Genomic DNA, 25,623 nt, shown 5'->3' with positions numbered 1-25,623 from the left:
CGGGAGGTCCGCGCGGGGGCGCGGTGGTGTCGGGGAGTGCGGGGGCGGTCCCGTGGCTACCGCGGCTGCGGACCCCGTGCCGGGGACGGCGTGCGGCGGAGCGCGGGCGCGCCCCGGGAGCCGGGCGCGGTCAGACGCCGGAACAGAGCGCGCTCGCCTGGCGGCGCAGGTCGACGTGGCGCCGAACCGCGAACCGGGAGACGAGGTGCATGGGAATCAGTAAACAGACCCGTTCGGACCAACTCGACACCGGACAGGTCCACAACATGGGAACGGGGTCGCAGAGCCCCGAGATCGGGCGCGGGGAGTGACCTGGGCTACTCCGTACGGACCGGGACGACCCGCCCCGCGGTGCCGGAACACGGCGAAACGAATCACCTGATCGTGTCAACGACGTCGGGAACCGGTTCGCTTCGAGGCTCTGACCTGGGACGCCGTACGACGCGACGGGCCGTACGGGAACCCGTCCGGACAACCCGGGCGGCCGTCGATCCCGTGACCGGCACGAGAGAGGGGTCCGGTGCCGCATCCGGCACCGGACCCCTCACCGTCGACGATCACCCCAGTCCGAGCATCCGCACCGCGTTGTCCTTGAGGATCATCGGCCGGACCTCGGGCTTCATCTCGAGGGTCTCGAAGTCCGCGAGCCACCGGTCGGGCGTGATGACCGGGTAGTCCGAGCCGAACAGCACCTTGCGGCGCAGCATCGTGTTCGCGGCCCGCACCAGCTGCGGCGGGAAGTACTTCGGCGACCAGCCCGACAGGTCGATGTACACGTTGGACTTGTGGGTGGCGATCGAGATCGCCTCGTCCTGCCAGGGCACCGACGGGTGGGCGAGCACCACGGTGAGGTCGGGGTGATCGGCGGCGACGTCGTCGAGCAGCATCGGGTTCGAGTAGCGCAGTTTGATCCCACGTCCGCCCGGCAGCCCGGCGCCGATCCCGGTCTGTCCGGTGTGGAACAGCGCGGGCACGCCCAGCTCGGCGATGGCCTCGTAGAGCGGGTAGAAGCGCACGTCGTCAGGTTCGAACGCCTGCAGGCTGGGGTGGAACTTGAAGCCGCGGACCCCGTGCTCGGTGACCAGCCGGCGGGCGCGGGCGACGGCCGCCTTGCCGGTGTGCGGGTCGACCGAGCCGAACGGGATCAGCACGTCGTCGTGCGCGGCGGCCGCGTCGGCGATCTCCTCGCTGGACAGCGGCGGGTGCCCGGTGCCCGACGGTGCGTCGACGGTGAACACCACCGCGGCGATCCGGCGTGCCCGGTAGTGCTCGGCGATCGCGTCGATGGTCGGCGTGCGGTCCTGGTCGGCCTTGAAGTACTTCGCCGAGGCGTCGAGCAGCTCCTGGTCGAGGGCCAGGCAGCCGTGGCCGTCCTGTTCGACGTGGACGTGCACGTCGATGGCATCGACGGTGGCGGGGTCGAGCGGCATGGCGGTCCTCTCCACGGAGGGTCAGGGGAGCTCGGTACGGGACTTGGCCTCGAGCAGCGCGGCGAGGACGCTGTCGCGGCGGGCGGCGAGCGCGGGGCCGTCGAGGTCACCCAGCTCGTCGCGGACGCCGTCGACCAGCGTCGCGGCCAGCTCGGGGGTGAGCGTGACCTGGCCGAGGTCGCGCCACCACCGCTCGGTGGGCGGACCGAGATGCTCCAGGATGTGCGCGAGGCCGCCGGGGCCGCCGGACAGGTGCTGGTTGGCGAACGGGCCGAGCACCGCCCAGCGCAGGCCGGGGCCGTGGGAGATGGCGGCGTCGACGTCGGCGACCGTCGCGACACCCCGCTCGACCAGCGAGTACGCCTCCTGCCACAGCGCGGCCTGCAGCCGGTTGGCCAGGTGGCCCGGCACCTCGGCGCGCAGCCGGACCGGCCGCTTGCCCAGCGCGGCGTAGAAGGCGAGCGCGGCCTCGACGGCGGACTCCGCCGTCCGCTCCCCCGGCACGACCTCGACCAGCGGGATGACCTGCGGCGGGTTGAACGGGTGCCCGACGAGCACCCGCTCGGGGTGCCGGGCGGCGCCGCGGGCGATCGTCGTCGGCAGGAGGCCCGAGGAGCTGGAGGCGAGCACGACGCCGGGGGCTGCGGCGGAGTCCAGCTCGGCGAACAGGGTGTGCTTGAGGTCCTCGCGCTCGGGGCCGTTCTCCTGCACGAACCCGGCGGGCCCGGCGGCGTCACCGGCGCTGTCGGCGAACACCAGGTTCGCCACCGGCAGCGGGCCGTCGTGGCCGGGGAACGGGCCGAGCGCGGCGAGGTCGGCACGCAGCCGGTCCTCGGCGCCCGGTGCGGGGTCGAAGGCGCGCACGTGCAGGCCGCGGGCCAGGAACAGCGCCGTCCAGCCGACGCCGATCACCCCCGTCCCGACGACGGCGACGGTGCCGACCCCGGCCGCGGCACCGGCGCCGCCGGGGGTCCCGGGCGCGCTCACGCCGGCGTCCCGGAGGCGAAGTGGACGAACGCGTCGAGCGCGGTCGGGTCGGCGAGCACGTCGCGGGAGGCGACGTCGTCGACGGCCGCGCCGAGCAGGATGCGCTTCACGGGGACCTCCAGCTTCTTGCCGGTGCGGTTGCGCGGCACGACCGGCACCGCCTCGATCCGGTCCGGGACGTGGCGCGGGGTGAGCTCGCCACGCAGCGCGGTGCGGATCCGGGTGACCAGGGCGTCGTCGAGGGGGGTGCCGTCGGCGGGCTGCACGAACAGCAGCAGCGCACCGTTGCCGCCCGCGGGGTCCTCCAGGTGCACCACGAGCGAGTCCTCGACCTCGGGCAGTTCCTCGACGACGCGGTAGAACTCGGCGGTCCCCAGCCGGACGCCGCCCCGGTTGAGGGTGGCGTCGGAGCGGCCGGCGACGACCGCGGAGCCGACGGCCGAGAAGCGGACCCAGTCGCCGTGCCGCCACACCCCGGGCCAGGTGGCGAAGTAGGTGTCGCGGTAGCGGCTGCCGTCGTCGTCGCCCCAGAAGCCGACGGGCATCGACGGCATGGGGGCCCGGATGACCAGCTCGCCGAGCTCGTCGACGACCGGGCGGCCCGCGTCGTCGACGGCGGCGGCGTCGACCCCGAGACAGGGCCCGGAGATCTCGCCGGACCACACCGGCTGGAAAGGGCTCCCCTGCACGATGCCGGAGCAGACGTCGGTGCCGCCGCTGCCCACGTTGAGCAGTACCTCCGGGCCGAACTGCTCGGCCACCCAGCGGTAGCCCTCCGGCGGGAGAGGGCTCCCGGCGGCGCCGATCTGGCGGACCGCGGACAGGTCGTGCTCGGCGGCCGGGCGCAGGCCCGCGGCGCGCGAGGCCATGAGGAACCCGGGGCTGGCACCCAGCAGCGTCGCGCCAGTCTCGGCGGCGAGACGCCACTGCCACCCGAGGTCGGGGTGGGCCGGGTTGCCGTCGATCAGCACGATCGAGGCCTGCCGCAGCAGCCCGGACACCAGCGCGTTCCACATCATCCAGGCGGTCGTGGAGTACCAGAGGATCCGGTCGCCGGGGCCGAGGTCCCAGCTCAGGGCGTGGTTCTTGAGGTGCTCGACCAGGATGCCGCCGTGGCCGTGCACGATCGCCTTGGGCAGCCCGGTGGTGCCGGAGGAGAACAGCACGCACAGCGGGTGGTCGAACGGGACCGGGTCGGCGCCCGGCTCCGGGTCGGCGGCCAGCAGCTCGTCCCAGGTCATCGCGTCGGGCACGGTGTGCGGCCCGTACGGCACGGCGACGACGTGGCGCACCCCGGGCAGCCCGGCGCGCAGGGCGGCGACCTCGTCACGGCGGTCGACGTCGCGCCCGGCCCAGCCGTAGCCGCCGACGGTGAGCAGCACGACCGGGTCGACCTGGCCGAACCGGTCGAGCACGCTGCGGGCGCCGAACTCGGGGGCACAGCTCGTCCAGACCGCGCCGAGCGAGGCCGTCGCGAGGAACGCGACGACGGTCTCGGGCAGGTTCGGCAGGTACGCCGCGACGCGGTCGCCGCGGCCGACGCCGAGCCTGCGCAGCCCGGCCCGGGCGCGGGCGACCTGCTCGCGCAGCCCGCCCCAGGTGAGCTCCACCCGGTCGCGGGTCTGGGAGTACGCGACGACGGCGACGTCGCCCTCGGGGCCGTCCAGGGCGTGCGCGGCGTAGTTCAGCGTCGCGCCGGGGAACCACTCGGCGCCGGGCATCCCCCGCCGCCCGAGCACCGCCCGGGGCGGGGTGTCGAACCGGACGCCGAGGTGGGTCGCGACCGCGGACCAGAACGCCTCGGGCTCGGTCACCGACCAGCGGTGCAGCGCGGCGTAGTCGGGCAGGGTCAGGCCGTGCCCGCGCTCGACGGCGGTGACGAACCGGCCGATCTCCGTGGTCTCCCGGACGTCGTCGGCGACGGGGCGCAGCAGCTCGCTCACCGGCGCACCTTTCCGCCGCGGCCGTCGAGGAAGGCCCGCATCCGCTCCTGGGCCTCGGCGCTGGACGAGGCGACGGCGGCGACCAGCGACTCCATCATGAAGCCGTGGTCCGGGGAGGCCTCGGCGATCCGCGGCAGCGCCTGGAGCACCGCGACGTTGGTGATCGCCGAGTTCCCGGCGACGGTGCGGGCCAGCTCGCAGGCGCGGGCCAGGCCCTCCCCCGGGCCGGTGCGGTAGTGCGACAGGCCCAGCGTGTGGCCCTCGTCGGCGTCGAGGACGCGGCCGGTCAGCATCATGTCGGTCATCCGGTGCACGCCGATCAGCCGCGGCACCCGCACCGACCCGCCGCCACCGACGAACAGGCCGTGCTGTCCCTCGGGCAGCGCGTAGAAGGTGGAGTCCTCGGCGACGCGCAGGTGGGTGGCCGAGGCCAGCTCCAGCCCGCCGCCGACGACGGCGCCCTTGAGCACCGAGACGACCGGCAGCCGTCCCTCGGCGAGCCGGGCGAACGCGCGGTGCCACATCCGGGAGTGCTCCATCGCCGCGACGACGTCGCGGTCGCCGAGCTCGGACAGGTCCAGCCCGGCGCAGAAGTGGTCGCCCTCGGCGTCGAGCACGACGGCGCGCACCCCCTCGGGCGGGCGGGCGAAGAAGTCCTCGATACCGAGCACGGTCGCGTCGTCGAGGGCGTTGCGCTTGCGGGGCCGGGACAGGCGCAGCACGGCCACCTCGCCCTGGCGTTCCACGGTCAGCGACTCCGGCAGAGAACTCACGACAGCTCCTCGGCGACGGCCGCGGCCGCACGCAGGTCGACGCGCCGGACCTTGCCGGACGCGTTGCGGGGCAGCTCGTCGACGAACCGCACGTACTTCGGGACCTTGTAGCGCGCCAGCCGCCCGGCGAGCAGCGCGCGCACCGCGTCGGCGTCGAGGTCGGTGCCGGGGCGCAGCTGCACGTAGGCCGCGCCGACCTCGCCCCAGCGTTCGTCGGGGACCCCGACGACGGCGCAGTCGGCGATGTCGGGATGGGTGACCGCGACCGCCTCGACCTCGGCCGGGTACACGTTCTCGCCGCCCGAGATGATCATGTCCTTGACCCGGTCGACGGCGAACGCCCAGCCGTCCTCGCCGGCCCGGAGCACGTCGCCGGTACGGAACCACTCCCCGCGCCGCGACGCCGCGGTCTCGTCCGGGCGGTTCCAGTAGCCGGGGCTGACGTGCGGCCCGCGGACCAGCAGCTCGCCGGGCTCGTCGTCGAGGGGGGCGAGCTCGCCGTCGCGCTCGACGGCGACGTCGGTGAAGAAGTGCGGCACCCCGACCGAGGTCGGCGGGTGCGCAGCCGTGCCGTCGCGGGTCGCCATGTGCACCCCGGGCGAGGCCTCGGTCATCCCGTAGCCCTGCTGCAGGGCGACGCCGCGCTCCAGCCAGGCCCTGGCGACCCGCTCCTGCACCGGGGACCCGCCGTAGACCACGGTGCGCAGCGACGACAGGTCCGTGCCCGCGAACGACGGGGACTCGCACAGCATCTGCAGCATCGTCGGGACGGCGGCGAAGCTGGTGATCCCGGCCTCGGCGATCCGGCCCAGGACCGCCGCCGGGTCGAACCGGGCGACCAGCTCGACGCTGCCGCCCTTGAACAGCGTGGGCAGCGTGACCTGGGAGAGCCCGACGCAGTGGAACAGCGGCGAGATGCACAGCGTGCGCTCGTCGGAGCAGACGTCGACGTGGGCGAGCTGGTTGACCGTGTTCCAGGTCAGGTTGCCGTGGGTCAGCACCGCCGCCTTCGGACGGCCGGTGGTGCCGGAGGTGTAGAGCAGCACGGCCGGGTCGTCGAGACCGGCACCGGCGTCGTCGCGGGCGGGCCCGCGGGCGAGGTCCTCGACGCCGCGCACGACCGGGATCCGCGGCGCGGTCGCGGCGACGAGGTCGTCGGCGTCGGGGCCGTGCACGAGCAGCGTCGCGCCGCAGTCGTCGAGCATGTAGCCGACCTCGGCGGGGGCCAGGCGGTAGTTCAGCGGGACCGCGACCGCGCCGAGCCGCCACGCCGCGAAGCAGGTCTCCAGGGTGGCGACGGCGTTCACCCCCAGCCAGGCGACCCGGTCCCCCGGCCCGACGCCCCGCTCCGCCAGACCGCCGGCGATCCGGGCGGCGCGCCCGGCCAGCCCGGCGTGGTCGATCGCCCGCTCCCCGTCGGACAGGGCCGGGGCGTGCGGACTGATCCGCGCGCGGCGGGCGGGCCAGGTGCCCAGCCCGAGGCCGGGACCGGTGATCGGGCTCATGGGGCTCCCTCGCTCCTTCATATCAAGCAAGTTGATAGCAAGGTGCTTGCCATGGGGTCAAGCATCGCCGTCCGGCGGGATCCCGTCGCGACCGGCCAGGGCGGCGAGGCACCGTTCGAGGGCGTCGGCGAACACCTCGGCCTGGTCGGGCTCCAGCGCGTCGAGCATCCGGCGCTCGACGACCCCGGCCGCGGCGTGGCAGCGGGCCAGCGTCGCGTCGCCGTGCGGGGTGAGCCAGACCTGCAGGATCCGGCGGTTGTCCGGGTCCGGCCGGCGCTCGACGACCCCGTCGCGCTCCATCGCGGCGACGAGCTGCTGCATCGCCTGCGGGGTGACGAAGTGTCGTCGCGCGAGCTGCGCCGAGGACAGCCCGCCGCGGCGCTCCAGCACGCTGAGCGCGGTGTACTGGGCCAGCGTCACGCCCAGCGGACGCAGCGCCTCCTCCATCCGGGCCCGCTCGGCCATCTGCAGGCGCTTGACCAGGTAGGTCAGCCGCTGTCCCCGCGTCCCCGTCGGTACCGACGCCGCATCCGTCACGTGTGCGATCCTAACGATCGTGGCGCTGATCACAAGTAACTTGCTATAAAGCTGCTTTCCATCTCACGGAAGGCAGGGAGCTGCGATGACGCACCCCCGGTTCTCCTCGACCCAGCGCCGGCGCGCGGTCCTGTCGAGCTACCTCGGCAGCCTGATCGAGTACTACGACTTCCTGCTGTACGCGACGGCCTCGGCCGTCGTGTTCAACGCGGTCTTCTTCTCCGACCTCGACCCGCTGGTCGGCACCGTCGCCGCCTTCGGCACGCTGGCCACCGGCTACCTGGCCCGCCCGCTCGGCGGGATCGTGTTCGGCCACTTCGGGGACCGCGTCGGACGCAAGAAGATGCTGGTCATCAGCATGGTCGTGATGGGCGTGGCGAGCACCCTGATCGGCCTGCTGCCGACCTACGCGCAGGTCGGCGCGCTGGCCCCGGTGCTGCTGATCGTCCTGCGGGTCGTGCAGGGCATCGCGGTCGGCGGCGAGTGGGGCGGCGCGGTGCTGATGTCGGCCGAGCACGCGTCGTCGCGGCGCGGGCTGTGGGCGAGCTTCACCAACGCGGGCGCGCCGAGCGGCATGGTGCTGTCGACACTGGTGCTGGCGCTGTCGGCGTCGCTGACCGGGGACGCGTTCCTGACCTGGGGCTGGCGCATCCCGTTCCTGCTGAGCGTGGTGCTGCTGGGCATCGGCCTGTTCGTCCGGCTGTCGGTCACCGAGACCCCGGTGTTCGCCGCGGCGGCCGCCGCACAGCCGACGACGCCGGCCCGCGCCCCGCTGCTGGAGGTGCTGTCCCGGCCGCGCAACCTGCTGCTCGCCGTCGGCGTGGGGTTCGGGGCCTTCGTCGCCCAGGGGACGCTCACCACGTTCCTGATCTCCTACGCCGTCGGTGCCGGGTTCGAGCGCCAGACCGTGCTGAACGCGCTGACGCTGTCCTCGCTGGTCGCCATCGTGGGGATCATCGGCTTCTCCGCGCTGTCGGACCGGGTCGGACGACGGCCGGTCGTCCTGGGCGGGGCGGTCGCCACCGGGCTGTGGTGCGTCGCCGTCTTCCCGATGATCGACACCGGCTCGGCGGTGCTGCTCACCCTCGCCGTGGTGGTCGGTCAGGGCGTGACGCACGCGGCCTGGTTCGGGCCGTCCGCGGCGCTGTACTCGGAGATGTTCTCCACCGGCTCGCGCTACACCGGGGCCTCGCTGGGCTACCAGATCTCCGGGATGGGCGCGGGCCTCTCGCCGGTGCTGTTCGCATCGCTGCAGGCCGCCGGGTTCGGCACCGGGACGCTGTCGGCGGTGATCGGGGCGCTGGCGCTGGTCTCGGTCGGGTCGGTGCTCGCCCTGCGCGAGACCTCCCGCGACGGGCTGGACGACCCGGACGTCCCCGCCCCCGCCGGCACCACCGGGAGGACCGCGACCCGCTGACCCGGCGGGCGGGCCTCAGGCCCGGGCGTCCTGCGGGGCCTCGGCGGGTGCCGGCAGGCGGGACGCGGCCAGCGCGACGACCACCGTCACCAGGGACACGCCCGCCGCGACCAGGAAGGCCGCGTGCACACCGGCCGCGTCGACACCGGCGCCGGCCGAGGCCAGCGTCATCACGGTGATGAACAGCGCCGTCCCCGCCGCGCCGGCGACCTGCTGCAGCGTGGTGAGGATGGCGCTGCCGTGCGAGTACAGCTCGCCGGGCAGCGAGCCGAGCGCGTCGGTCATCAGCGGCGTGAACATCAGCGCCAGCGCCGCGGACAGGCCCACGTGCAGCACCACGACCAGCCAGATCGGCGTCGCCGCGGCCAGGGTGGTGAACCCCCACATCACGATCGCGAGCAGCACCGAGCCGGGCAGCACCAGCGGACGGGCGCCGACCCGGTCGTAGGCCCGGCCGACGAACGGGCCCAGCAGCCCCATCACGAGCCCGCCCGGCAGCACCACCAGGCCGGCGACGAACGCGCTGTCGCCCAGCACCTCCTGGATGTAGAGCGGCAGCAGGATGATCGCGCCGAACAGCGACATGAACCCGGTCGCGACGAGCACCAGCGACAGCGAGTACCGGCGGACCGCGAACGGGCGCAGGTCCAGCAGCGGGGCCGTGCCGGTGCCGCGCTGCAGCCGGACCTGGCGGTGCACGAACACCGCCAGCGCCACCGCCCCGAGCACCAGCGGCACCCACGGCGGCACCGCGGTGTGCGCGCCCCCGGCGGCGGACTCGCCGATCGCGGACAGCCCGTAGACGATCCCGGAGAACGCGACCGCCGAGATCAGGACCGAGGCGACGTCGAGCGGGGCCCGCGTGGTCTCCGCGGCCACCCGCAGCCGCAGCGCCCCCGCGACCAGGGCGAGCAGCGCGATCGGCAGCACGATCCAGAACATCCAGCGCCAGCCCAGCGCGGAGAGGATCACCCCGGACAGCGTCGGGCCGACCGCGGGCGCCACCGCGATGACGATCGAGATCGTGCCCATCGTCTGCCCGCGGCGGCTCGCCGGGACCAGGCGCAGGATCGTCGTCATGAGCAGCGGGATCATCACCGCGGTGCCGGTGGCCTGCACGACCCGCCCGGCCAGCAGGAACCCGAACGCCGGCGCGACCGCGCACAGCAGGGTCCCGGTGCTGAACAGGCCCATCGAGGCGAGGTAGACCGCCCGCGGCGGGAACCGCCCCAGCAGGTAGCCGGTGATCGGGATGACCACCGCCATCGTCAGCAGGAACCCACTGGTCAGCCACTGCGCGGTGGCCGGGGTGACCCGCAGGTCGGCGATCAGCGCGGGCAGCGCCACGCTCATGATCGTCTCGTTCAGGATCATCACGAACGCCGAGCCGACGAGCAGGGAGATGATCAGCAGGGCTCCGGCGGGCAGCCGCTCGGCGTCGCGGCCGGCGGCCGGCTCGGTGGTCACAGCGTGCTCCTCGGTACGTGACGGACGCGCCCACCCGCGGCGCCGGCACACGGCGCGGCCGGGCGACGGGGTGGCGGTGTGCGAGTGCACCACGGCCGGGCGGGCGGTGGCGAGCCGTTTCCGCCCGGGTGCGGAGGGGACAATGGCGCCATGTCCACCTACGACGTCGTCGTGGTCGGGGCCGGTCCCGCCGGCTGCGCCGCGGCACTCAACGTGTTGCGGCTGCGGCCGTCGGCGTCGGTGCTCCTGCTCGACGCCGCGGCCTTCCCCCGCGACAAGACCTGCGGCGACGGCGTCGCGGCCGAGGTGTTCGACCTGCTCGACGAGCTGGGTGCCACCGGGGTCCGGGCCCTCGGCGCCGCGGCACCGCGGCTGCGCCTGCGCACTCCCCAGGGCCGGGTCGTGCACCGCACCGCGCCCCGGCCGAACCGGGTCGTCACGCGGCTGGAGCTGGACGCGGCGCTGGTCGACGCGGCCGTCGCGGCCGGGGCGCAGCTGCGCCGCCACCGGGTCCGCACCGTCGTCCCGCACGGGGACCGGGTGCTGCTCGACGACGACATCGTCGCCAGGGCCGTGATCGGCGCCGACGGGGCCCACTCGGTGGTCCGCCGCGCGCTCGGCGCGCCGGGGGTGCCGCCGTCGTCGACGGCGGTGGCGATCCGCGGGTACACCCCGGTCGCCGCCGAGCCGGGGACGCTGTCGATCGAGTACGCCGGCGGCGCCGTCCCGGCCTACGCCTGGTCGTTCCCGATCGCGGGCGGCGGCGCGAACGTCGGCTACGGCGTGTTCGACGAACGCGGCGCCGGGAACCGGGCGTCGCTGCTGGAGCGGCTCGCCGCGCTGCTGCCCGGCCAGGAACCGGACCCGGCGACGCTGCGCGCGCACCACCTGCCGCTGTCCACCGCGCCCCGGTTCCAGCCCGACGGCCGGGTGCTGCTGGCCGGCGACGCCGCGGCGAAGGTGAACCCGCTGACCGGCGAGGGGATCTTCGACGCCGTCGCCTCCGGGATCCTCGCCGGGCGCAGCGCGCTGCGCGGCGACGACGCGGGCGCCGCCCACCGCGCCGCCATGGAGCGGACCTTCGCCCGCCACCACCGCCACGTCGGGGCGCTCGCCCGGCTGGCCGCGCGTCCCGCGTTCCTCGACGCCGCGATCGGCGCCGCCGCCCGGAGCCGGCGGGTGTTCGACTGCGCGGTCGGGTTGGGGCTGGCGCGGGGCACGGTCTCCCCCGCCGCACTGGCGGTCGTCGCCGCGCACCTGCCGGGTGCCGCGCTCGGCGGCGCGGTCCGGGGCCGCGCAGCCGCCCGCTCCGGGGTGTGAGCCGGTACCGGCCGACAGGCCGCGGCCGCCGGGCTCCGGTAGACAGGACGGCATGGAACAGGTCGTGCTGCTGGACGAGGAGGGCAACCCGGTCGGCGTCGCGGACAAGGCCACCGTGCACGGTGCGAGCACCCCGCGGCACCTGGCGTTCTCCTGCTACGGCGTCGACGACGCCGGCCGGCTGCTGGTGACCCGGCGTGCCCGCACCAAGACCGCCTTCCCGCTGGTCTGGACCAACACCTGCTGCGGGCACCCCGCCCCCGGCGAGGACATGGCCGACGCGGTGCACCGCAGGCTGGCCGACGAGCTGGGCATCCGCGCGACCGAGCTGCGGATGGTGCTGCCGGACTTCAGCTACCGCGCGTCGCAGGACGGGATCGAGGAGAACGAGCTCTGCCCGGTGTTCGTCGCCCGGATCAGCGGCGAGCCCGAGCCGCGCCCCGACGAGGTCGAGGACGTGGCCTGGTGGAGCTGGTCGCGCTTCCGCGCCGCCGCCGACGACCCGGCCTCCGGGCTGTCACCGTGGGCGCGGATGCAGGCCCCGCTGCTCGACGTGCTGGCCGACCCGCTGCTGGTCGGCGCCCGGGGCTGAGCCCGGGACTGGTGGAATGGGCGGGTGGTCCCCGACCTGTCCCCCGACCTGTCCGGCGCGCTCGGCGCCGCCCTCGACGACGCGCTCGACCGGGTCCCCGCCGCGCGGCTCGCGCCGGTGGTCGACCGGCTGATCCGCGACTACCGCAGCGGCACCGTGCCCACCGCGCCGATCCTGCGCACGGACGACGACGCGGCCGCCTACGCCGCGTACCGGATGCCCGCGACGCACGCGGCGGTCGTCGACGTGCTGGAGCGGGCCGCAGCGCGGGTACCGGAGCCGGTGTCGCTGCTCGACCTCGGCGGCGGGACCGGCGCCGCGGTGTGGGCCGCGGCGCAGGTGTGGCCGTCGCTGGAGCGGGCCACGGTGCTGGAGGCCGCGGCGCCGGCCCGGGCGCTGGGGCGCAGGCTCGCGGGCGGAGCTCCGTCGGCGCTGCTGCGCGGCGCCCACTGGGAGGCCGCGGTGCTCGGCACCGCCCCGGCGCTGCCGGACACCGACCTGCTGACCGCCTGCTACCTGCTCGGGGAACTGGCGGTCCCGGTGCGCGACGCCGTCGTCGACGCCGCCGCCCGGGCCGCGCGGGTGGTCGTGCTCGTCGAGCCGGGGACACCGGCCGGGCACGCGCGCATCCTCGACGCCCGTGCCCGGCTGCTCGCCGCGGGCCTGACCGTCGCCGCGCCCTGCCCGCACGACGGCGCCTGCCCGGTGACCGGTGACGACTGGTGCCACTTCGCCGTGCGCGTCGGCCGCAGTTCGCGCCACCGGGCGCTGAAGGCCGGCTCGCTGGGCCACGAGGACGAGAAGTTCTCCTACGTCGTCGCCGTGCGTGACGACGACGGCACCGTCGGACGGGCCCCGGGCCGGGTGGTCCGGCACCCGCACACACGCAAGGGACTGGTGACTCTGCGTGTCTGCGAGGCGGACGGGACGCTGCGGGACACACCCGTCCCACGCAGTCGCAAGGAGCTGTTCCGGCACGCCCGTGACACCGCGTGGGGCGACGCCTGGCCACCCGGGTGAGCCCTCCGGGTTGCTCGCAAGCGGGGGAGGCGAACGTCACAGACCGGACGCGCCGAGGAACGTTGTGAATCTGTAACACCGACCGGCATCGTGGGCGACTGACCGGGCGAGACGGCCATCAGGTGGGCCGCGAGCAGCAGCATTCTCACAGATCGAGCACGACCATGAACGACTTCGTCACCGGCGCCCCCGCCGACCGCCTGCCCACCCTCGTCCGCACCCGTACCGGATACCGCGTGTACGACCCGGCCCTGATCACCGGCACCGACTACGTCGTCGACGACGCGGGCGACCTCGTCTACACGAAGCTCCCGGCCGGTGCGATGACCGGCACCGCCGTCGTCGCCGCCGCCGTGGTGGCGCTCACCGTGGGTGAGAACAGCTGGTCCTGGTCGGCGCTGGCGTTCCTCGTCTGCCTGCCCGTCGCGCTCGGGCTGGCGATCGGGGTGCTCTCGATCATCCACGCGGTCACCGACCCGGTCCGGGCCTACCGCGCCCGCACCGGGCACACCCGTTTCGCCCGCGACATCGCCGCGACCGACCCCGCCTCCTGGCAACTCTGCGCACGCGCCGAGCGTCTCGCGGCGACGCCGTCGTGGCAGGCGGGACGGATCGACCCGACCCGCACCCTCGGTGTCCTGCTGTGGACCGCCGTGGCCGGTGGGGAGGCGTGGGCCGCCGACGCGCTGACCCAGCTGGCCGAGCCGGCGACGGGCCCGGACCTCACCCCGGTCTGAGCTCGGGTCTGCCCCCCGCCGACCGAGCCCCGCGTCGTGTCCCCAGGGTCACCCTCGTAGCGCTCTACGCCCCGAGAGTGACCCTCGGAGCAACAGCAGCAGAGGAGGACGGGTCAGACGGCGTAGCGGGCGACGGGGAGCAGGGCGTCGGCGTCGCAGCGGTCGGAGTCGGTCGCGACGCAGGCGCGCAGCGAACGTTCCAACGCGGCCTCGTCCAGCCCGGTCCCGATCAGGACCAGGGTGGTGCGGCGGGGCTCGTCGGGGTCCCACCGGCTCCGGCGGAACCGCACGTACCGGCCGACGGTGTGCAGGTCCCAGCGTTCCCGGTCCGGGGCGGCGGCGAAGCGCACCGAGCCCTTGATCCGGTACAGCCCGGACGGCCGGGCGTCGAGGAGGTCCTGCAGGCGGGCGGCGTCGAGCGGCTCGTCGCACAGGAACGTCAGGCTCTGGTAGCCGGCGTGCAGGTGGTGGGAGTGCGGCTCGTCGACGCGCTCGCCCAGCATCAGCTGGCGGCCCGGCACGATCTCGATGTCGAACAGCAGCGCCGGGTCCACCGCGCCGTCGCGGACCGGCACGATCGGGGCCCGCGGGTTCGCCTCGCGGCACAGCCGCCGGACCCGCCACAGCGGCCCCGGTCCCACCCGGTCGATCTTGTTCAGGACGACGAGGTCGGCCATGCCGACGTGCTTGTCGAGCTGGGGGTGGCGGCGCCGCGAGTCCTCGAACTCCGCGGCGTCGACGACCTCGACGAGCCCGCCGAAGCTCAGGTGCTGGCCCAGCGCGTCGAGCACGAGCTGGACCAGTGTGCCGGGCTCGGCGATGCCGCTGGCCTCGATGACGACGACGTCGATCTCGTCGCGGCGGCGGGTCAGCTTCTCCAGCACCGAGGAGACGCCACCCTCACCGACCTCGCAGCACAGGCAGCCGTTGCCGAGCCCGACGACGTCGCCGGCCTGACCGGCCACACGCATCGCGTCGATGCCGACCGACCCGAAGTCGTTGACGACCACGCCGATCCGCGCGTCCCCGCCCGCGGCGAGGAGGTGGTTCAGCAGTGTCGTCTTGCCGGCTCCGAGGAATCCGGCCAGCACCACGACCGGGATCTTCCGGGGCATCCGTCATGCCTACCACGTGCGTGTCGACGCACCGTGACGTGGTCGTGACCCGTCACGGACCTGTCCGGGGACCCCGATCGGGCCACTACAGTGCGGCCATGCCCGACACAGCTGCCGGACGCCCGCCACGCGGAGTGATCGCCGTCGCCGGAGAAGCCCTCGTCGACATCGTCCCCGTGACCGCGCAGCGGGAAGCGCAGGCGGACCGCGCATCGACACAGCAGTACTGGGAGCTCGCGCCCGGCGGCAGCCCCGCGAACGTCGCGGTCGGGCTGTCCCGCCTCGACGTGCCGGCCCGGATGCTGGCCCGGCTCGCCGACGACCTGCTCGGGCGCAAGCTGCGCGACCATCTCGAGGACAACGGCGTCGACCTGTCGCACTCGGTCGAGGCGGACGAGCCGTCGTCGCTGGCGATCGTGGAGCTGGCCGCCGACGGGCAGGCGTCCTACGACTTCCGGATCGCGGGCACCGCGGACTGGCAGTGGACCGACGACGAGCTCGCCGGCGCCCTCGACGACGGCCCGGCAGGCCCGGTCGTCGCCGTCCACTCCGGATCGCTGGCGCTGACCACCGCGCCCGGTCACGAGGCGCTGCGCGAGCTGCTCGCCTCCGCTGTGGACACCGCGACGGTGAGCTACGACCCGAACTTCCGGCCGCTGCTGATGGGCACGCCGGAGGAGATCCTGCCCGGCGTGCACGAGCTGCTCGGCGTGGCCGACGTGGTGAAGGTCAGTGAGGAGGACCTGGGCTGGCTGCACCCGGGCCGCGAGCCCGGCGACGTCGTCGGCGAGTGGCTCGAGCTCGGTCCGGCGGTCGTCGTGGTCACCCTCGGGGCGAACGGGGTGCTGGCCGGGACGTCGTCGGGGCTGCACCTGGTGCTGTCCGGCCGCACCGTCGAGGTCGTCGACACCGTCGGTGCCGGGGACAGCTTCTCCGCGGCGCTGCTCGCCGGTCTGCACCGGCGCGGGCTGCTCGGCGCGACCGCCCGCGACGACCTGTACCGCATCGACCGGCCGACCCTGGAGGCCGTGCTGACCGAGGCCGTCGCGGCGTCGGCGATCACCTGCTCGCGGCACGGCGCGAACCCGCCCACCCGCGCGGAGCTCGACGCCGCGGTCTGAGCCTCAGCGATGCTCGCGGGCGAGCATCGCGGTCTGCGCCTGCTGCTCGGGCTCCGACAGCTCGCGCGGCTTCCGGTCGGGGAAGTCGCGGGGCTGCCCGGTCGCGGCCGAGCCGGGCGGCAGGCTCAGCGTGGCCACGGTGCTCTGCGGCAGCGCCCACTGCCGGGCCCAGTCCATGTGCATCGCGGTGGGGCCGCCGGCGTTGCCGAAGTAGTCCAGCTGCATGGTCATGTTCATCGGGCGCGGCGGGAACTGGTCGGTGTCGGTGTTGGAGTACCACTCCTTCCCGTTCACGTACGCGGTGATCTTCTCCGGGGTCCATTCCAGCGCGTAGGCCGACCACTGCGTCGAGTCGTGCTCCACCGACCCGTAGTCCTGGTCGTTGCCCGGTCCGTAGTGGAGGAAGAAGCTGGTCTTCTGGCGGGAGTCGTCCATGATCTCCATCCAGTCGACCTCGCCGCCGACCGGGAAGTCCTCGGCCACCGGCCAGAGCAGCAGCAGCGCGTTGATCCCGCCCCGGCCCTCGTCCGACTTCACGCAGGCCTCCCAGCGGCCGTACTTCTGGCCGGGGTGCCAGCTGACGGCGCCGGTGTTGCCGTCGGCGTCGGCGGAGATGGTCATCGCCCCGTCGGCGACGGTGACCGCCTCCGGGGTGCGGGTGCCCTTCTTGTTGTGGCCGGGCTCGGGGCCGTAGGGGTGCCAGTCCGGCGGGACCGTGGTGCCGTCGAAGCCGGACTCGCGGGCGGGCGCGCCCCAGCCGAGCTCCTGCGCCGCGGTCTCGGTGCAGTGCGACGACGCCGGGGGCGCGGCGGGGTCGGCCGGGGTCGCCTTCGCCGTCCCGCCGGCCGGGCCGCCTCCCGGAGTCGCGGTGCCCGCGGCCGGGCCGGTCGGGTCTCCGCCGGCCGGGCCGGTCGGGGCGGGCGCGGCCGCGCCGCTGTCGTCCCGCGGGGGCGCCGGGTCGTCGGCGACGGTCCGGGTCACGGCGGCCGCCGGAGCCGTGGGTGCCGCCGACGCCGTCGACGCACCGGCCGTCGTGACCGCCGACAGCGCGAGCGTCGCGGCGAGCACCGCCACCGTCGTCCTGGTCCTGGTCCGCACCGTGGATCACTCCCGTCACTCGGTCACCTGCGGTCCCATCTCACGTGCGGTGGGTGAGGAGCACCAGTCGAACCACTCGTCCGGGGAGCGCGCGGACGGGTGGGATGCGGTCGCCCGTGGACGGACGGTGATCTTCCCGCGGGCACCGGTGACGTCGGGTGACCGGCCGGCGCGCGACGGCGGGTGTGGCACGCGTCGCCGCGCGGAGCGCCCCGCGCACGGAGGTCTCGCACCCCGGCGGGGGCTCACGCACCCGCAGCGACGGGTGCGGCGACCGCACCAGGGGTGCGACGCCGCGGGGCCGACGTTCCCGGGGCGCCACGAGGTGGGATCCGAGGACGGACGGCGCGTCCGCCTGCCACAGTGGCGGCGTGGCTCGCCCCGACCTCGCCGTCGCGCTGGACCTCGCCCCGCACCCGGAGGGTGGCTGGTACCGGCGGACCTGGACCTCACCGGTCGTCGTCGCGACCCCGTACGGTCCACGCCCCTCGGCGACGGCGATCCTCTACCTCCTCGACGCCCCCGGCCGGTGGCACCGCGTCCGGTCCACCGAGCTGTGGTGCCGGCACTCGGGCCCCGAGGCGGACCTGGTCCTCGGTGGTGACGGGCCGGACCCCGTCCCCGGGGCCCGGTTGCGCCTCGGGCCGGCCGGCCCGCAGCAGGAGGTCCCGGCCGGGGTGTGGCAGCGGGCGGAGCCGGCGGGGCCGGGGGCGGTCCTGGTCAGCTGCGTCGTCTCACCCGGCTTCGACGTCGCCGACTTCGAGCTGCGCTGACCCGGCACCGGAGGTCAGCGGCGCAGCAGGCCCGCGAGGTCGCGGGTGTTGCGGATCCGCTCCGGGTCCACCCCGCAGGCGACGGCGCGGGCGCAGCCGTGGTCGAGCCAGTCGAGCTGCCCGGGGGCGTGCGCGTCGGTGTCGATCGTGAATTCGCACCCGGCCTCGACGGCCAGGCGCAGCAGCCGCTTGGGCGGGTCGAGGCGCTCGGGCCGGGCGTTGATCTCCACGGCGACGCCGTGTTCCGCGCAGGCGGCGAAGACGGCGTCGGCGTCGAACTCGGACTCGGGGCGCGTGCGGCGGCCGGTGACCATCCGGCCCGTGCAGTGCCCGAGCACGTCGACGTGCGGGTTCGCGACGGCGGTGAGCATCCGCTCGGTCATCTCGTCGCGGGGCATCCGCAGCTTCGAGTGCACGCTGGCCACCACCACGTCGAGCGAGGCGAGCAGGTCCTCGGACTGGTCGAGGGCGCCGTCGTCGAGGATGTCCACCTCGATGCCGGTGAGCACCCGGAAGTCCGACCCGGACGCGGTGATCCGCTCGTTGAGCTGCGCGATCTGCTCGACCTGGCGCCGCAGCCGGTCCGCGGACAGCCCGTTCGCGACGGTCAGGCGCGGCGAGTGGTCGGTGACGACGAGGTAGTCGTGGCCCAGCCCGATCGCGGTCTCGGCCATCTCGGCGAGCGGGGAGCCGCCGTCGGAGGCGTCGGTGTGGCTGTGGCAGTCCCCGCGCAGGCCCTCGCGCAGCCGCAGCGCCGCCTCGGCCAGGGGCACCCCGGTGGCGTCGGCGCGGGCGACGGCGTCCTCCAGCCGTCGCAGGTAGACCGGTTCCTCCCCGGCGACGGACTCCCCCACGCAGCGCGCGGTCACCTCGCCGACACCCTTCAGGTCCGTGAGGCCGCCCGAGGCGTGCAGCCGGGCCAGCTCCTCGGCGTCGCGACCGCGCAGCGCGCCGGCCGCGGTCCGGAACGCGCGCACCCGGTAGGTCGACTCCTGGGCGCGTTCGAGCAGGAACGCGATCCGGCGGAGGTCGGCGACGGCGTCTCTCACCCCGCGCAGGCTAGCGGCGCATCCACCGGCGGGCGCGCCGCGTCCACGCCGTCTCCCACACCGTGGGCAGCCTGCGCTCCAGGTCGAGCATCGTCGCGGTGTCCCGGCCGTGCAGCACACCGAAGGTGAACCCGTTGTCCCGCTCGGCGCCGGCGCGGGCCCCGAGGGTCCGCAGGGTCTCCCGGGAGACGACGGCGTCCTGGTGCTCGCCGAGCACGTCGGAGACCTTCTTGAGCCGCTTCGCGAACGCCCGCGCGTCCTTCCCCACGCTGGGCCGGGCGACCTCGGTGGCGTAGCGGAGCTGCTTGCCGGTCTTGCGGGCGTCGTGCAGCGAGTCGGGGGCGACCTGACCGGCGTCGAGGTCGGCCAGCGCGCGTGCCATCCGCCGCTCCAGCTTGCGGGCCGTACGGCCCACCATCGCGGGAAGGACGGTGGTCGCGGGCTTGCGGGCCCGGCGCGACAGCGGCGGGTCGGCGAGCAGCCGGCGCAGCGCGCCCTGCAGCGCGGCGTAGCGCTCCCCGTCGACGACGTCGAGCACCGCCGCCCCGGTCTCGGCGCGGGTGCGGGCGAAGTGCCGGGTGACGGCGGCCTGCACCGGTCCCAGCAGCAGCTCCGGCTCCAGCGCGCTCAGCCGGGCGTTCAGGCGCTCCTCCTGGACCTCGGCGTCGCGTTCACCGGCCAGCGCCCGGCCCAGCCAGCGCAGCTCGGCGACCACGTGCGCGACCCGCGGGCCCTCCAGGAGCCCCGCGTAGGTACGCAGCGCGCTGCGCATCCGGCGGGCGGCGATGCGCATCTGGTGCACCGCGTCCGGGCGGTCGGCGCGCAGGTCCTGCTCGCGCGCGGCGAGCGCGTCGACCTGGTCCCCGAGGTAGCGCAGCAGCAGCGCACCGGCGCTGCCCGTGCGCCCGGTCCGCCGCGGCGGGTCGACGGGCGCCGCCTCGGCCAGCAGCGCGGTCAGCCGGGCGGAGCCGCCGCGCGGGGCACGGACGAGGCCGGTGGTGCGCAGGGCGTCGTCGAGCTGCTGCAGCAGGGCGGTCCCGGCCGTCCCCGGTTCGACGACGGCCTCGGTCCAGCTCTCGACGGTCGCCGACCCGCCCAGCGTCGCGACGTCGACCTGCTCGCGGGTCAGGGTGGCCAGGTCGCGCCCGGCGTCGTCGCGCATCCTGCTGACGGTGCGGGTGACGTGCACCCGGCCCACCGGCACCAGCGGCGCGCCGCCCCGGACCCGGCGGACGAGCGCGTCGATGCCGTCGGGGACCGACCGGTCGGCGACGCCCTCGACCTCGCTGCCGGACAGCGGGACGCGCAGGTCGTCGCCGGGGCCGGCGTCGGGCAGCCGCAGCACCCAGACCGAGCCGGGCGGCACCACCGAGGCCCGGTCGGGCACCACGTGCTCGACGACGAGCTCGATGCCCGCGGAGAACAGCCGCAGGTCGGCGGTGTCGAGACGTTCGACCTCGCGCACCTCGGCCGCCACCACCGGCACCACCTCGTGCACGCCGTCCACGCCGGACAGCCGCGGCGCACCGGTGTGCGCCGGACCCCGGTAGGTCAGGGCGAGCGCGGACGGGACCAGGGCCGGGTCGGTCGTACTCATCCTCCGGAGTTCCCCGGTGCGGGGACGATCACGCGCGGCCATCCGGGCGATGCGGCCGGTTCAGACGGCCTTGCCCGGGTTCAGGATGCCGTCCGGGTCGAGGGCCGCCTTCACCGCCCGCTGCAGGGCGAGCACCTCCGGGCCGAGCTCGCGCTCCATCCCGTCGCGCTTGAGCAGGCCGACGCCGTGCTCGCCGGTGACCGTCCCGCCCAGCTCGACGGCCGCGCCGATGATCTCGTCGAACGCGGCGCGGGTGCGGTCCCGGGCGTCCGGGTCGTCGTGCGGGGTGCGCGGTGCGGCCGGGCGGGCCGGGCGCAGCTTCACGGTGATCTCGGTGATGATCCCGAGCGTCCCCTCCGAGCCGACCATCAGCCCGGCGAGGTCGTAGCCGACGACCCCCTTCGCGGTGCGCCGCCCGAGCCGCACGACCTCACCGGTGGCGGTGACGACCTCGAGGGCGAGCACGTAGTCGCGGGTGACGCCGTACTTCACGCAGCACAGCCCGCCCGCGTTGGTCGCGACGTTGCCGCCGATCGTCGACCAGGGCGCCGACGCCGGGTCCGGCGGGTACCAGAGGCCCTGCTCCGCGCAGGCGGCCCGCAGGTCGTCGTTGACCACCCCCGGTTCGACGACGGCGAGCCTCTCCCCCGCCGAGATCTCCCGGATCGCGGTCATCCGTTCCAGGCTGACCAGGACACAGCCGTCGACCGCGTTCGCCCCGCCGGACAGCCCGGTGCCCGCACCCCGCGCGACGACCGGGACCCGGTGGGCCGCACAGGCCCGCACGGTCGCGGCGACGTCGGCGGTGGTCCGTGCCCGCACCACGCAGAGCGGCGTTCCGTACTCGGCCCACTCGGCCTCGTCGTGGACGTAGGGGCGCACGACGTCGGGGTCGGTGAGGACCCGGTCGGCGTCGAGCGCGGCGGCCAGCTCGGCGAGTACCGCGCGCCCGGCGGCGTCCGGGCCGGAGACGTCGAGCTCCGCGGGCGCGGTGGACCCGCCGAACGGCCGTCCCTTGGGCTCGACGACGACGGGGACGGCAGCGGTGGCGCGGTCGGGCATGCCCACGACGGTAGGTCGCCGACGCCGACGCGGCCAGGGCTCAGCGACCCAGCCGTCCCGCGAGCTCCCCGGCCAGCTCCAGCCCGGACAGCCAGGCCGTCTGCACCCGGGACCGGCCCCAGCCGTCCCCTGCCACGGCGACGCCGTCGTCGCCGAGGTGGAAGGTCTGCTCCCGCGTGCCGGCGGGGGCGGCGAGGCGCCAGCGGTGCACGTGCGTCCAGTCCGGCTCCCCGGTGATGCCCAGCAGCTCCCGGAGGGCGGCGGTCATCGCGGGCACCGCGCCGGCGGGGTCGGCGTCGTGGGCGCGGGCGAGGTCGCCGGTGGAGTGCGCGACGAGTACCGGGGCGTCGTCGCCGCGGCGGTCGCCGTCGTCGGCGACGAGGGACAGGACGGGGTGGTCGTTGACGAACGCCGCGGGCAGCCGCGGCCAGTCCCGCGCGGCGAACCCGGCGGTCAGGGCGAGCACCGGGTTCCACTCCCGCCCGGCGACCGCGGCGCCCGCGGGGGTGTCCGGGTCGAGCAGCCGTGCGGCCTGCGGGTCGGGCATCGCCAGCACGACGGCGTCGGCGCGCTCGCCGTCGACGGTCGGGCCGTCCGGGCCGGGGCGGACCCGCTCGACGGTGCGGCCGGTGCGGACGACGAGGTCACGGGCGGTGTCGGTGACCAGCGACCGCAGCCCGGCCGGTGCCGCGAACCGCAGCGGACCCGGGTTGTCCGCGCCCCGGACGGCGCCGTCGAACACCGCGAGGGTGTCGGTCCACCCGCGGACCAGGCCGTCGTCGCGCCAGCGGCGGACGCGGGCGTCGAACCGGTCGTCGGAGACGGTGAAGTAGGCGGCGCCGATGTCGGCGGGACGGCCGTCGTGGCGGTGCACCGCGAGCCGTCCCCCGGCTCCGCGGGCCCGCTCGTACACCGTCACGTCCACGCCGCGGGCGACCAGCTCCGCGGCGCAGGTCACCCCGGCGATGCCGGCCCCGATCACGATCACGCCCACACCGGGACCCTAGGCGGGGGTCGCCCCGGGAGCACGCCCACGGTTAGGGTGACCTAACAACGAGGGGGATGCGATGGAACACGTGACCGACGAGGCCAGGCTCCGGGAGATCATCGGCGAGGTGCCCGGGTTCATCCGGGACAAGGCACGCGACCGGGTCGATCCGGTGACCGCGGAGTTCCTGGCCGCGGCGCCGTTCTTCCTGCTGGCGACGACCGGGCCGGACGGCGTCGACGTCTCGCCCCGGGGCGACCCGGCGGGCTGTCTGCTGGTCCTCGGCGAGCACACGATCGCCTTCGCCGACCGCAAGGGGAACCGCAGGCTCGACTCGATGCGCAACATCCTGCACGACCCCCGGGTCGGGATGATCGTCGTCGTGCCGGGGTCGAACGACACCGTGCGGATCAACGGGCGGGCCCGGATCGTGCACCGGCCGGACTTCGCCGACCGGCTCACCGTGCAGGGCTCGACGCCCGAGGTGGCGATCGTCGTCGAGATCGACGAGCTGTTCCTGCACTGCGCGAAGGCGTTCCTGCGCTCGTCGCTGTGGGACACGGCGACGTGGCCGGGCAAGGGCGCGGTGCCCAGCGCCGGGAAGCTGGTGAAGGGCCAGTACCAGGTGCCCGGCCCGGCGCGGGCGATCGACGCGGCGCTGCGCCGCGACGGGCGGGTCAACCAGTACTGACCCGGCCGGCGCCGGTGGCCGCGTCGAGCAGGGCGGCGACGCGGTCGTGCCGGTCGCGCCACCACGCGGCACGGTCCGGGGCGGCGGCGACCGCGGCCCGGTGCACCGGCTCGGGCGCGACCCGCGGCACGGACAGGAAGCCCCGCTGCGGGGCGAGCGGCTCCGCGACGACGTCGGCGGCCAGCAGCGGGACCGTCCCGAGCCCGCAGGCGTGGTGCAGCTCCGGCAGCGCCCCGGCCAGCGCGAGTCCGGCGGCGAGCCCGACGCTCGACTCCACCGCCGAGGACACGACGACCGGCAGCCCGACCTCCTCGGCGATCCGCAGGGCCCGGCGCACCCCGCCCAGCGGCGACGCCTTCAGCACGACGACGTCGGCCGCCCCGGCCCGCACCACCCGCATCGGGTCCTCGGCGCGGCGGATCGACTCGTCGGCGGCGATCGGCACGTCCACCTTCCGGCGGACGGCGGCGAGGTCCTCGACCTCCCAGCAGGGCTGCTCGACGTACTCCAGTCCCCCGGCGGCCCGGTCCAGCTCGCCGATCGCGGCGACGGCCGTGTCGACGTCCCAGGCGGCGTTGGCGTCCACCCGGACCAGCCCGGCGGGGCCGAGCGCGTCGCGGACGGCGGCGACGCGCTCGACGTCCCCGGACAACGGGGCACCGGCGTCGGCGATCTTGACCTTCGCGGTGGTGCAGCCGGAGGCGCGCACGATCCGCTGCGCGTGCTCGGGGCCGACGGCGGGCACGGTGCAGTTGACCGGCACGCGGTCGCGCACCGGCTCCGGCCAGCCCACCTCGGCCGCCTCGCGGGCCGCGGCCAGCCATGCGACGGCCTCGCGGTCGTCGTACTCGGGGAAGGGGCAGAACTCCCCCCAGCCGGCCGGGCCGGACAGCAGGAGGCCCTCGCGCACGGTGATCCCGCGGAACCGGGTGGTCATCGGCAGGGAGTAGACGTCCATTCCCACTCGCTTCCTACCGCCAGTAACTTACTGCGGGTAAAGTCTCCGACGTGACCGCGCAGACCGTACCCGGCCCCCGCCGCCGCGTGCCCAGGGCGGAGCGGGAGCGTCAGATCGTCGACGCGGCCGTCGCCGTCTTCGGCGAGCGGGGCTACGCGGAGGTCTCGATGGAGCAGGTCGCGGAGCGGGTCGGGGTCACCAAGCCGGTGCTCTACACCCACTTCGGGTCCAAGGAGGGCCTGCTGCTGGCCGCGATCGCGCGGGCCCGGTCCGAGCTGCTCGACGCCGTCGCACAGGCGGCGGGGGCCGCGGAGTCGCCGGAGGCGATGCTGCGGGGCGGGACGCTGGCGTTCTTCCGCTACCTCGACCGGCGGGCGCCCGCCTGGCAGCTGTTCTGCTCCGAGGCCGGGGTCACCGACACCGCGCTGGAGGAGATCCGCGCCCAGCAGACCGACTTCACCGCCGCCCTGCTGGCCGCGCAGGTCCCCGGCACCGAACCGGCCCGGCTGACCGGCTGGGCGCAGGTGATCGTCGGGGCCTGCGAGCGGCTCGCCGTCTGGCGTGGCCAGGACGAGTCGGTCACCGCCGAGCAGGCCACCGAGTACCTGATGGACCTGGTCTGGACCGGCCTGGCGGGCCTCGGCCACCGGGCCTGAGCGCGTCCGGGACAATTCCCGGCCATGAGCACGACCGCACCACGCCTGCTGCAGGTGGCCCGCACCGAGCGGGTCACCCCCGGCATGGTCCGGGTGACCCTGACCGGCGAGGAGCTGGCCGGGTTCCCCGGGCACGGCCCGGACCGCCGGATCAAGATGTTCTTCCCGGTCGAGGGCCAGGAACGGCCCGCCGTCCCGCGCGCCTCGACCGGCGGACCGGTCTGGCCCGCCGGGGAGGCCCGCCCGGCGATCCGCACCTACACGGTGCGCCGCTTCGCCCCCGACGCCGGCGGCCACGGTGAGCTCGACGTCGACTTCGTCGTGCACGCCGGGCACGGCCCGGCCGCCGCCTGGGCCGTGTCGGCCGCCCCCGGGGACTGGGTCGGGGTGTCCGAGCCCGGCGGGCGCTGGGAGCCGGACCCGGCCGCCGTGCACCACCTCGTGATCGGCGACGAGTCCGCGCTGCCCGCCATCGCGACCGTCTGCGAGACCCTCGCCGAGGCCGCCCCCGGGGTGCCGGTCCGGGTCGTCGCCGAGGTCGCCGACGCGGGCGAGGAGCAGACCCTGCCCGGCGACGTCGCCGTCACCTGGGTGCACCGGGGCGACGCCCCGGCGGGTGAGCCGCTGGTCGCGGCGGTGCGGGCCGCACAGCTGCCGGGCGGGCGCGGCCAGGCGTGGCTGTCCGGGGAGTCCGCCGCGGTCAAGGAGCTGCGCGCGCACCTGCTCGGCGAGCGGGGGTTCGACCGGCGCGCCGTCTACGCCACGGGGTACTGGCGCGCCCGGTGAA

General features: G+C 75.5%; 24 protein-coding genes. 10 read left to right on the top strand and 14 right to left on the bottom strand.

The window, feature by feature from the left end; translation table 11 throughout:
• Nucleotides 1-557 precede the first annotated feature (557 nt).
• The 6 genes from couO to ATL51_RS23155 are packed head-to-tail and all read right to left on the bottom strand — an operon-like array spanning nt 558 to nt 7,175.
• Nucleotides 558-1,430 (bottom strand): 4-hydroxyphenyl-beta-ketoacyl-CoA hydrolase, encoded by an 873-nt coding sequence (gene couO, locus ATL51_RS23180; protein ID WP_100879932.1) that lies wholly within the window; start codon nt 1,428-1,430, stop codon nt 558-560.
• 21 nt (nt 1,431-1,451) lie between these two features.
• The gene (locus ATL51_RS23175; RefSeq protein WP_100879931.1) at nt 1,452-2,417 is read right to left on the bottom strand and encodes a 3-hydroxyacyl-CoA dehydrogenase NAD-binding domain-containing protein; all 966 of its coding nucleotides are present in this window, start codon (nt 2,415-2,417) and stop codon (nt 1,452-1,454) included.
• The gene (locus ATL51_RS23170) at nt 2,414-4,360 is read right to left on the bottom strand and encodes an acetoacetate--CoA ligase (protein WP_100879930.1); all 1,947 of its coding nucleotides are present in this window, start codon (nt 4,358-4,360) and stop codon (nt 2,414-2,416) included. Before ATL51_RS23170 ends, ATL51_RS23175 begins: the two co-directional genes overlap by 4 nt.
• Nucleotides 4,357-5,133, bottom strand: a complete 777-nt coding sequence (locus ATL51_RS23165; RefSeq protein ID WP_100879929.1) for a crotonase/enoyl-CoA hydratase family protein — start codon at nt 5,131-5,133, stop codon at nt 4,357-4,359. Before ATL51_RS23165 ends, ATL51_RS23170 begins: the two co-directional genes overlap by 4 nt.
• Nucleotides 5,130-6,638, bottom strand: coding sequence for an acyl-CoA synthetase (locus ATL51_RS23160; protein WP_100879928.1), 1,509 nt, complete (start codon nt 6,636-6,638; stop codon nt 5,130-5,132). Before ATL51_RS23160 ends, ATL51_RS23165 begins: the two co-directional genes overlap by 4 nt.
• A 57-nt stretch (nt 6,639-6,695) precedes the next feature.
• On the bottom strand, nt 6,696-7,175 hold the full coding sequence (locus tag ATL51_RS23155) for a MarR family winged helix-turn-helix transcriptional regulator (protein WP_301549150.1): 480 nt from the start codon (nt 7,173-7,175) through the stop codon (nt 6,696-6,698).
• An 85-nt stretch (nt 7,176-7,260) separates the two neighbouring features.
• Here ATL51_RS23155 and ATL51_RS23150 point away from each other — a divergent pair, with 85 nt between their 5' ends.
• Nucleotides 7,261-8,592: an MFS transporter gene (locus ATL51_RS23150; protein WP_100879927.1), complete on the top strand. Its 1,332-nt coding sequence runs from the start codon at nt 7,261-7,263 to the stop codon at nt 8,590-8,592.
• 15 nt (nt 8,593-8,607) lie between these two features.
• Here the strand turns inward: ATL51_RS23150 and ATL51_RS23145 are convergent, their stop codons facing one another.
• Nucleotides 8,608-10,059: a DHA2 family efflux MFS transporter permease subunit gene (locus ATL51_RS23145; RefSeq protein ID WP_100879926.1), complete on the bottom strand. Its 1,452-nt coding sequence runs from the start codon at nt 10,057-10,059 to the stop codon at nt 8,608-8,610.
• 150 nt (nt 10,060-10,209) lie between these two features.
• Here ATL51_RS23145 and ATL51_RS23140 point away from each other — a divergent pair, with 150 nt between their 5' ends.
• The 4 genes from ATL51_RS23140 (at nt 10,210) to ATL51_RS23125 (ending at nt 13,728) form a co-directional block, all read left to right on the top strand.
• Nucleotides 10,210-11,379, top strand: coding sequence for a geranylgeranyl reductase family protein (locus tag ATL51_RS23140; RefSeq protein WP_100879925.1), 1,170 nt, complete (start codon nt 10,210-10,212; stop codon nt 11,377-11,379).
• A gap of 52 nt (nt 11,380-11,431) precedes the next feature.
• The gene (idi, locus tag ATL51_RS23135) at nt 11,432-11,971 is read left to right on the top strand and encodes an isopentenyl-diphosphate Delta-isomerase (RefSeq protein WP_073577196.1); all 540 of its coding nucleotides are present in this window, start codon (nt 11,432-11,434) and stop codon (nt 11,969-11,971) included.
• 24 nt (nt 11,972-11,995) lie between these two features.
• Nucleotides 11,996-12,991 carry a small ribosomal subunit Rsm22 family protein gene (locus ATL51_RS23130; RefSeq protein ID WP_301549149.1) on the top strand — a complete coding sequence of 332 codons (996 nt, stop codon included), beginning with the start codon at nt 11,996-11,998 and terminating at the stop codon, nt 12,989-12,991.
• Between the two features lie 164 nt (nt 12,992-13,155).
• Complete coding sequence (locus ATL51_RS23125) at nt 13,156-13,728, top strand: hypothetical protein (RefSeq protein ID WP_073577197.1); 573 nt, start codon at nt 13,156-13,158, stop codon at nt 13,726-13,728.
• A gap of 113 nt (nt 13,729-13,841) precedes the next feature.
• Here ATL51_RS23125 and ATL51_RS23120 read toward each other — a convergent pair whose 3' ends face one another.
• Nucleotides 13,842-14,843 (bottom strand): CobW family GTP-binding protein, encoded by a 1,002-nt coding sequence (locus ATL51_RS23120; RefSeq protein ID WP_100879924.1) that lies wholly within the window; start codon nt 14,841-14,843, stop codon nt 13,842-13,844.
• A gap of 98 nt (nt 14,844-14,941) precedes the next feature.
• On the opposite strand from ATL51_RS23120, the gene ATL51_RS23115 reads away from it, so the two are divergent.
• Entirely contained in the window at nt 14,942-15,964 is a 1,023-nt protein-coding gene (locus tag ATL51_RS23115) for a carbohydrate kinase family protein (RefSeq protein ID WP_073577199.1), read from the top strand.
• A gap of 3 nt (nt 15,965-15,967) precedes the next feature.
• Here the strand turns inward: ATL51_RS23115 and ATL51_RS23110 are convergent, their stop codons facing one another.
• Complete coding sequence (locus ATL51_RS23110; RefSeq protein ID WP_167410037.1) at nt 15,968-17,062, bottom strand: glycoside hydrolase family 16 protein; 1,095 nt, start codon at nt 17,060-17,062, stop codon at nt 15,968-15,970.
• 371 nt (nt 17,063-17,433) lie between these two features.
• Here ATL51_RS23110 and ATL51_RS23105 point away from each other — a divergent pair, with 371 nt between their 5' ends.
• Nucleotides 17,434-17,835 carry a cupin domain-containing protein gene (locus tag ATL51_RS23105; RefSeq protein WP_073577202.1) on the top strand — a complete coding sequence of 134 codons (402 nt, stop codon included), beginning with the start codon at nt 17,434-17,436 and terminating at the stop codon, nt 17,833-17,835.
• Nucleotides 17,836-17,849: 14 nt separating this feature from the next.
• On the opposite strand, the gene ATL51_RS23100 is transcribed toward ATL51_RS23105, so the two are convergent.
• From ATL51_RS23100 to ATL51_RS23085, 4 genes are read right to left on the bottom strand one after another with little or no spacing between them, the layout of a single operon-like run.
• Nucleotides 17,850-18,884 (bottom strand): PHP domain-containing protein, encoded by a 1,035-nt coding sequence (locus ATL51_RS23100; RefSeq protein ID WP_100879922.1) that lies wholly within the window; start codon nt 18,882-18,884, stop codon nt 17,850-17,852.
• Nucleotides 18,885-18,894: 10 nt separating this feature from the next.
• Entirely contained in the window at nt 18,895-20,481 is a 1,587-nt protein-coding gene (locus ATL51_RS23095) for a CYTH and CHAD domain-containing protein (RefSeq protein ID WP_100879921.1), read from the bottom strand.
• A gap of 60 nt (nt 20,482-20,541) precedes the next feature.
• Nucleotides 20,542-21,543: an FAD-binding oxidoreductase gene (locus ATL51_RS23090; RefSeq protein ID WP_301549148.1), complete on the bottom strand. Its 1,002-nt coding sequence runs from the start codon at nt 21,541-21,543 to the stop codon at nt 20,542-20,544.
• A gap of 40 nt (nt 21,544-21,583) precedes the next feature.
• The gene (locus ATL51_RS23085; RefSeq protein WP_100879920.1) at nt 21,584-22,537 is read right to left on the bottom strand and encodes an NAD(P)/FAD-dependent oxidoreductase; all 954 of its coding nucleotides are present in this window, start codon (nt 22,535-22,537) and stop codon (nt 21,584-21,586) included.
• 73 nt (nt 22,538-22,610) lie between these two features.
• Between ATL51_RS23085 and ATL51_RS23080 the strand changes: the two genes are divergently transcribed.
• Nucleotides 22,611-23,222 carry an MSMEG_1061 family FMN-dependent PPOX-type flavoprotein gene (locus tag ATL51_RS23080; RefSeq protein ID WP_100879919.1) on the top strand — a complete coding sequence of 204 codons (612 nt, stop codon included), beginning with the start codon at nt 22,611-22,613 and terminating at the stop codon, nt 23,220-23,222.
• On the opposite strand, the gene ATL51_RS23075 is transcribed toward ATL51_RS23080, so the two are convergent.
• Entirely contained in the window at nt 23,209-24,180 is a 972-nt protein-coding gene (locus ATL51_RS23075; protein ID WP_100879918.1) for an o-succinylbenzoate synthase, read from the bottom strand. The genes ATL51_RS23080 and ATL51_RS23075 overlap by 14 nt on opposite strands.
• Before the next feature lie 50 nt (nt 24,181-24,230).
• On the opposite strand from ATL51_RS23075, the gene ATL51_RS23070 reads away from it, so the two are divergent.
• Together ATL51_RS23070 and ATL51_RS23065 are read left to right on the top strand one after the other, a co-directional pair.
• The gene (locus ATL51_RS23070) at nt 24,231-24,836 is read left to right on the top strand and encodes a TetR/AcrR family transcriptional regulator (RefSeq protein ID WP_301549147.1); all 606 of its coding nucleotides are present in this window, start codon (nt 24,231-24,233) and stop codon (nt 24,834-24,836) included.
• A gap of 24 nt (nt 24,837-24,860) precedes the next feature.
• Complete coding sequence (locus ATL51_RS23065) at nt 24,861-25,622, top strand: siderophore-interacting protein (protein ID WP_073577208.1); 762 nt, start codon at nt 24,861-24,863, stop codon at nt 25,620-25,622.
• The last annotated feature ends 1 nt before the right edge of the window (nt 25,623 follow it).

The sequence above is a fragment of the Pseudonocardia alni genome, from assembly GCF_002813375.1.
Classification (GTDB): Bacteria; Actinomycetota; Actinomycetes; order Mycobacteriales; family Pseudonocardiaceae; genus Pseudonocardia; species Pseudonocardia alni.
This window is presented reverse-complemented; position numbering and strand designations above follow the sequence as displayed.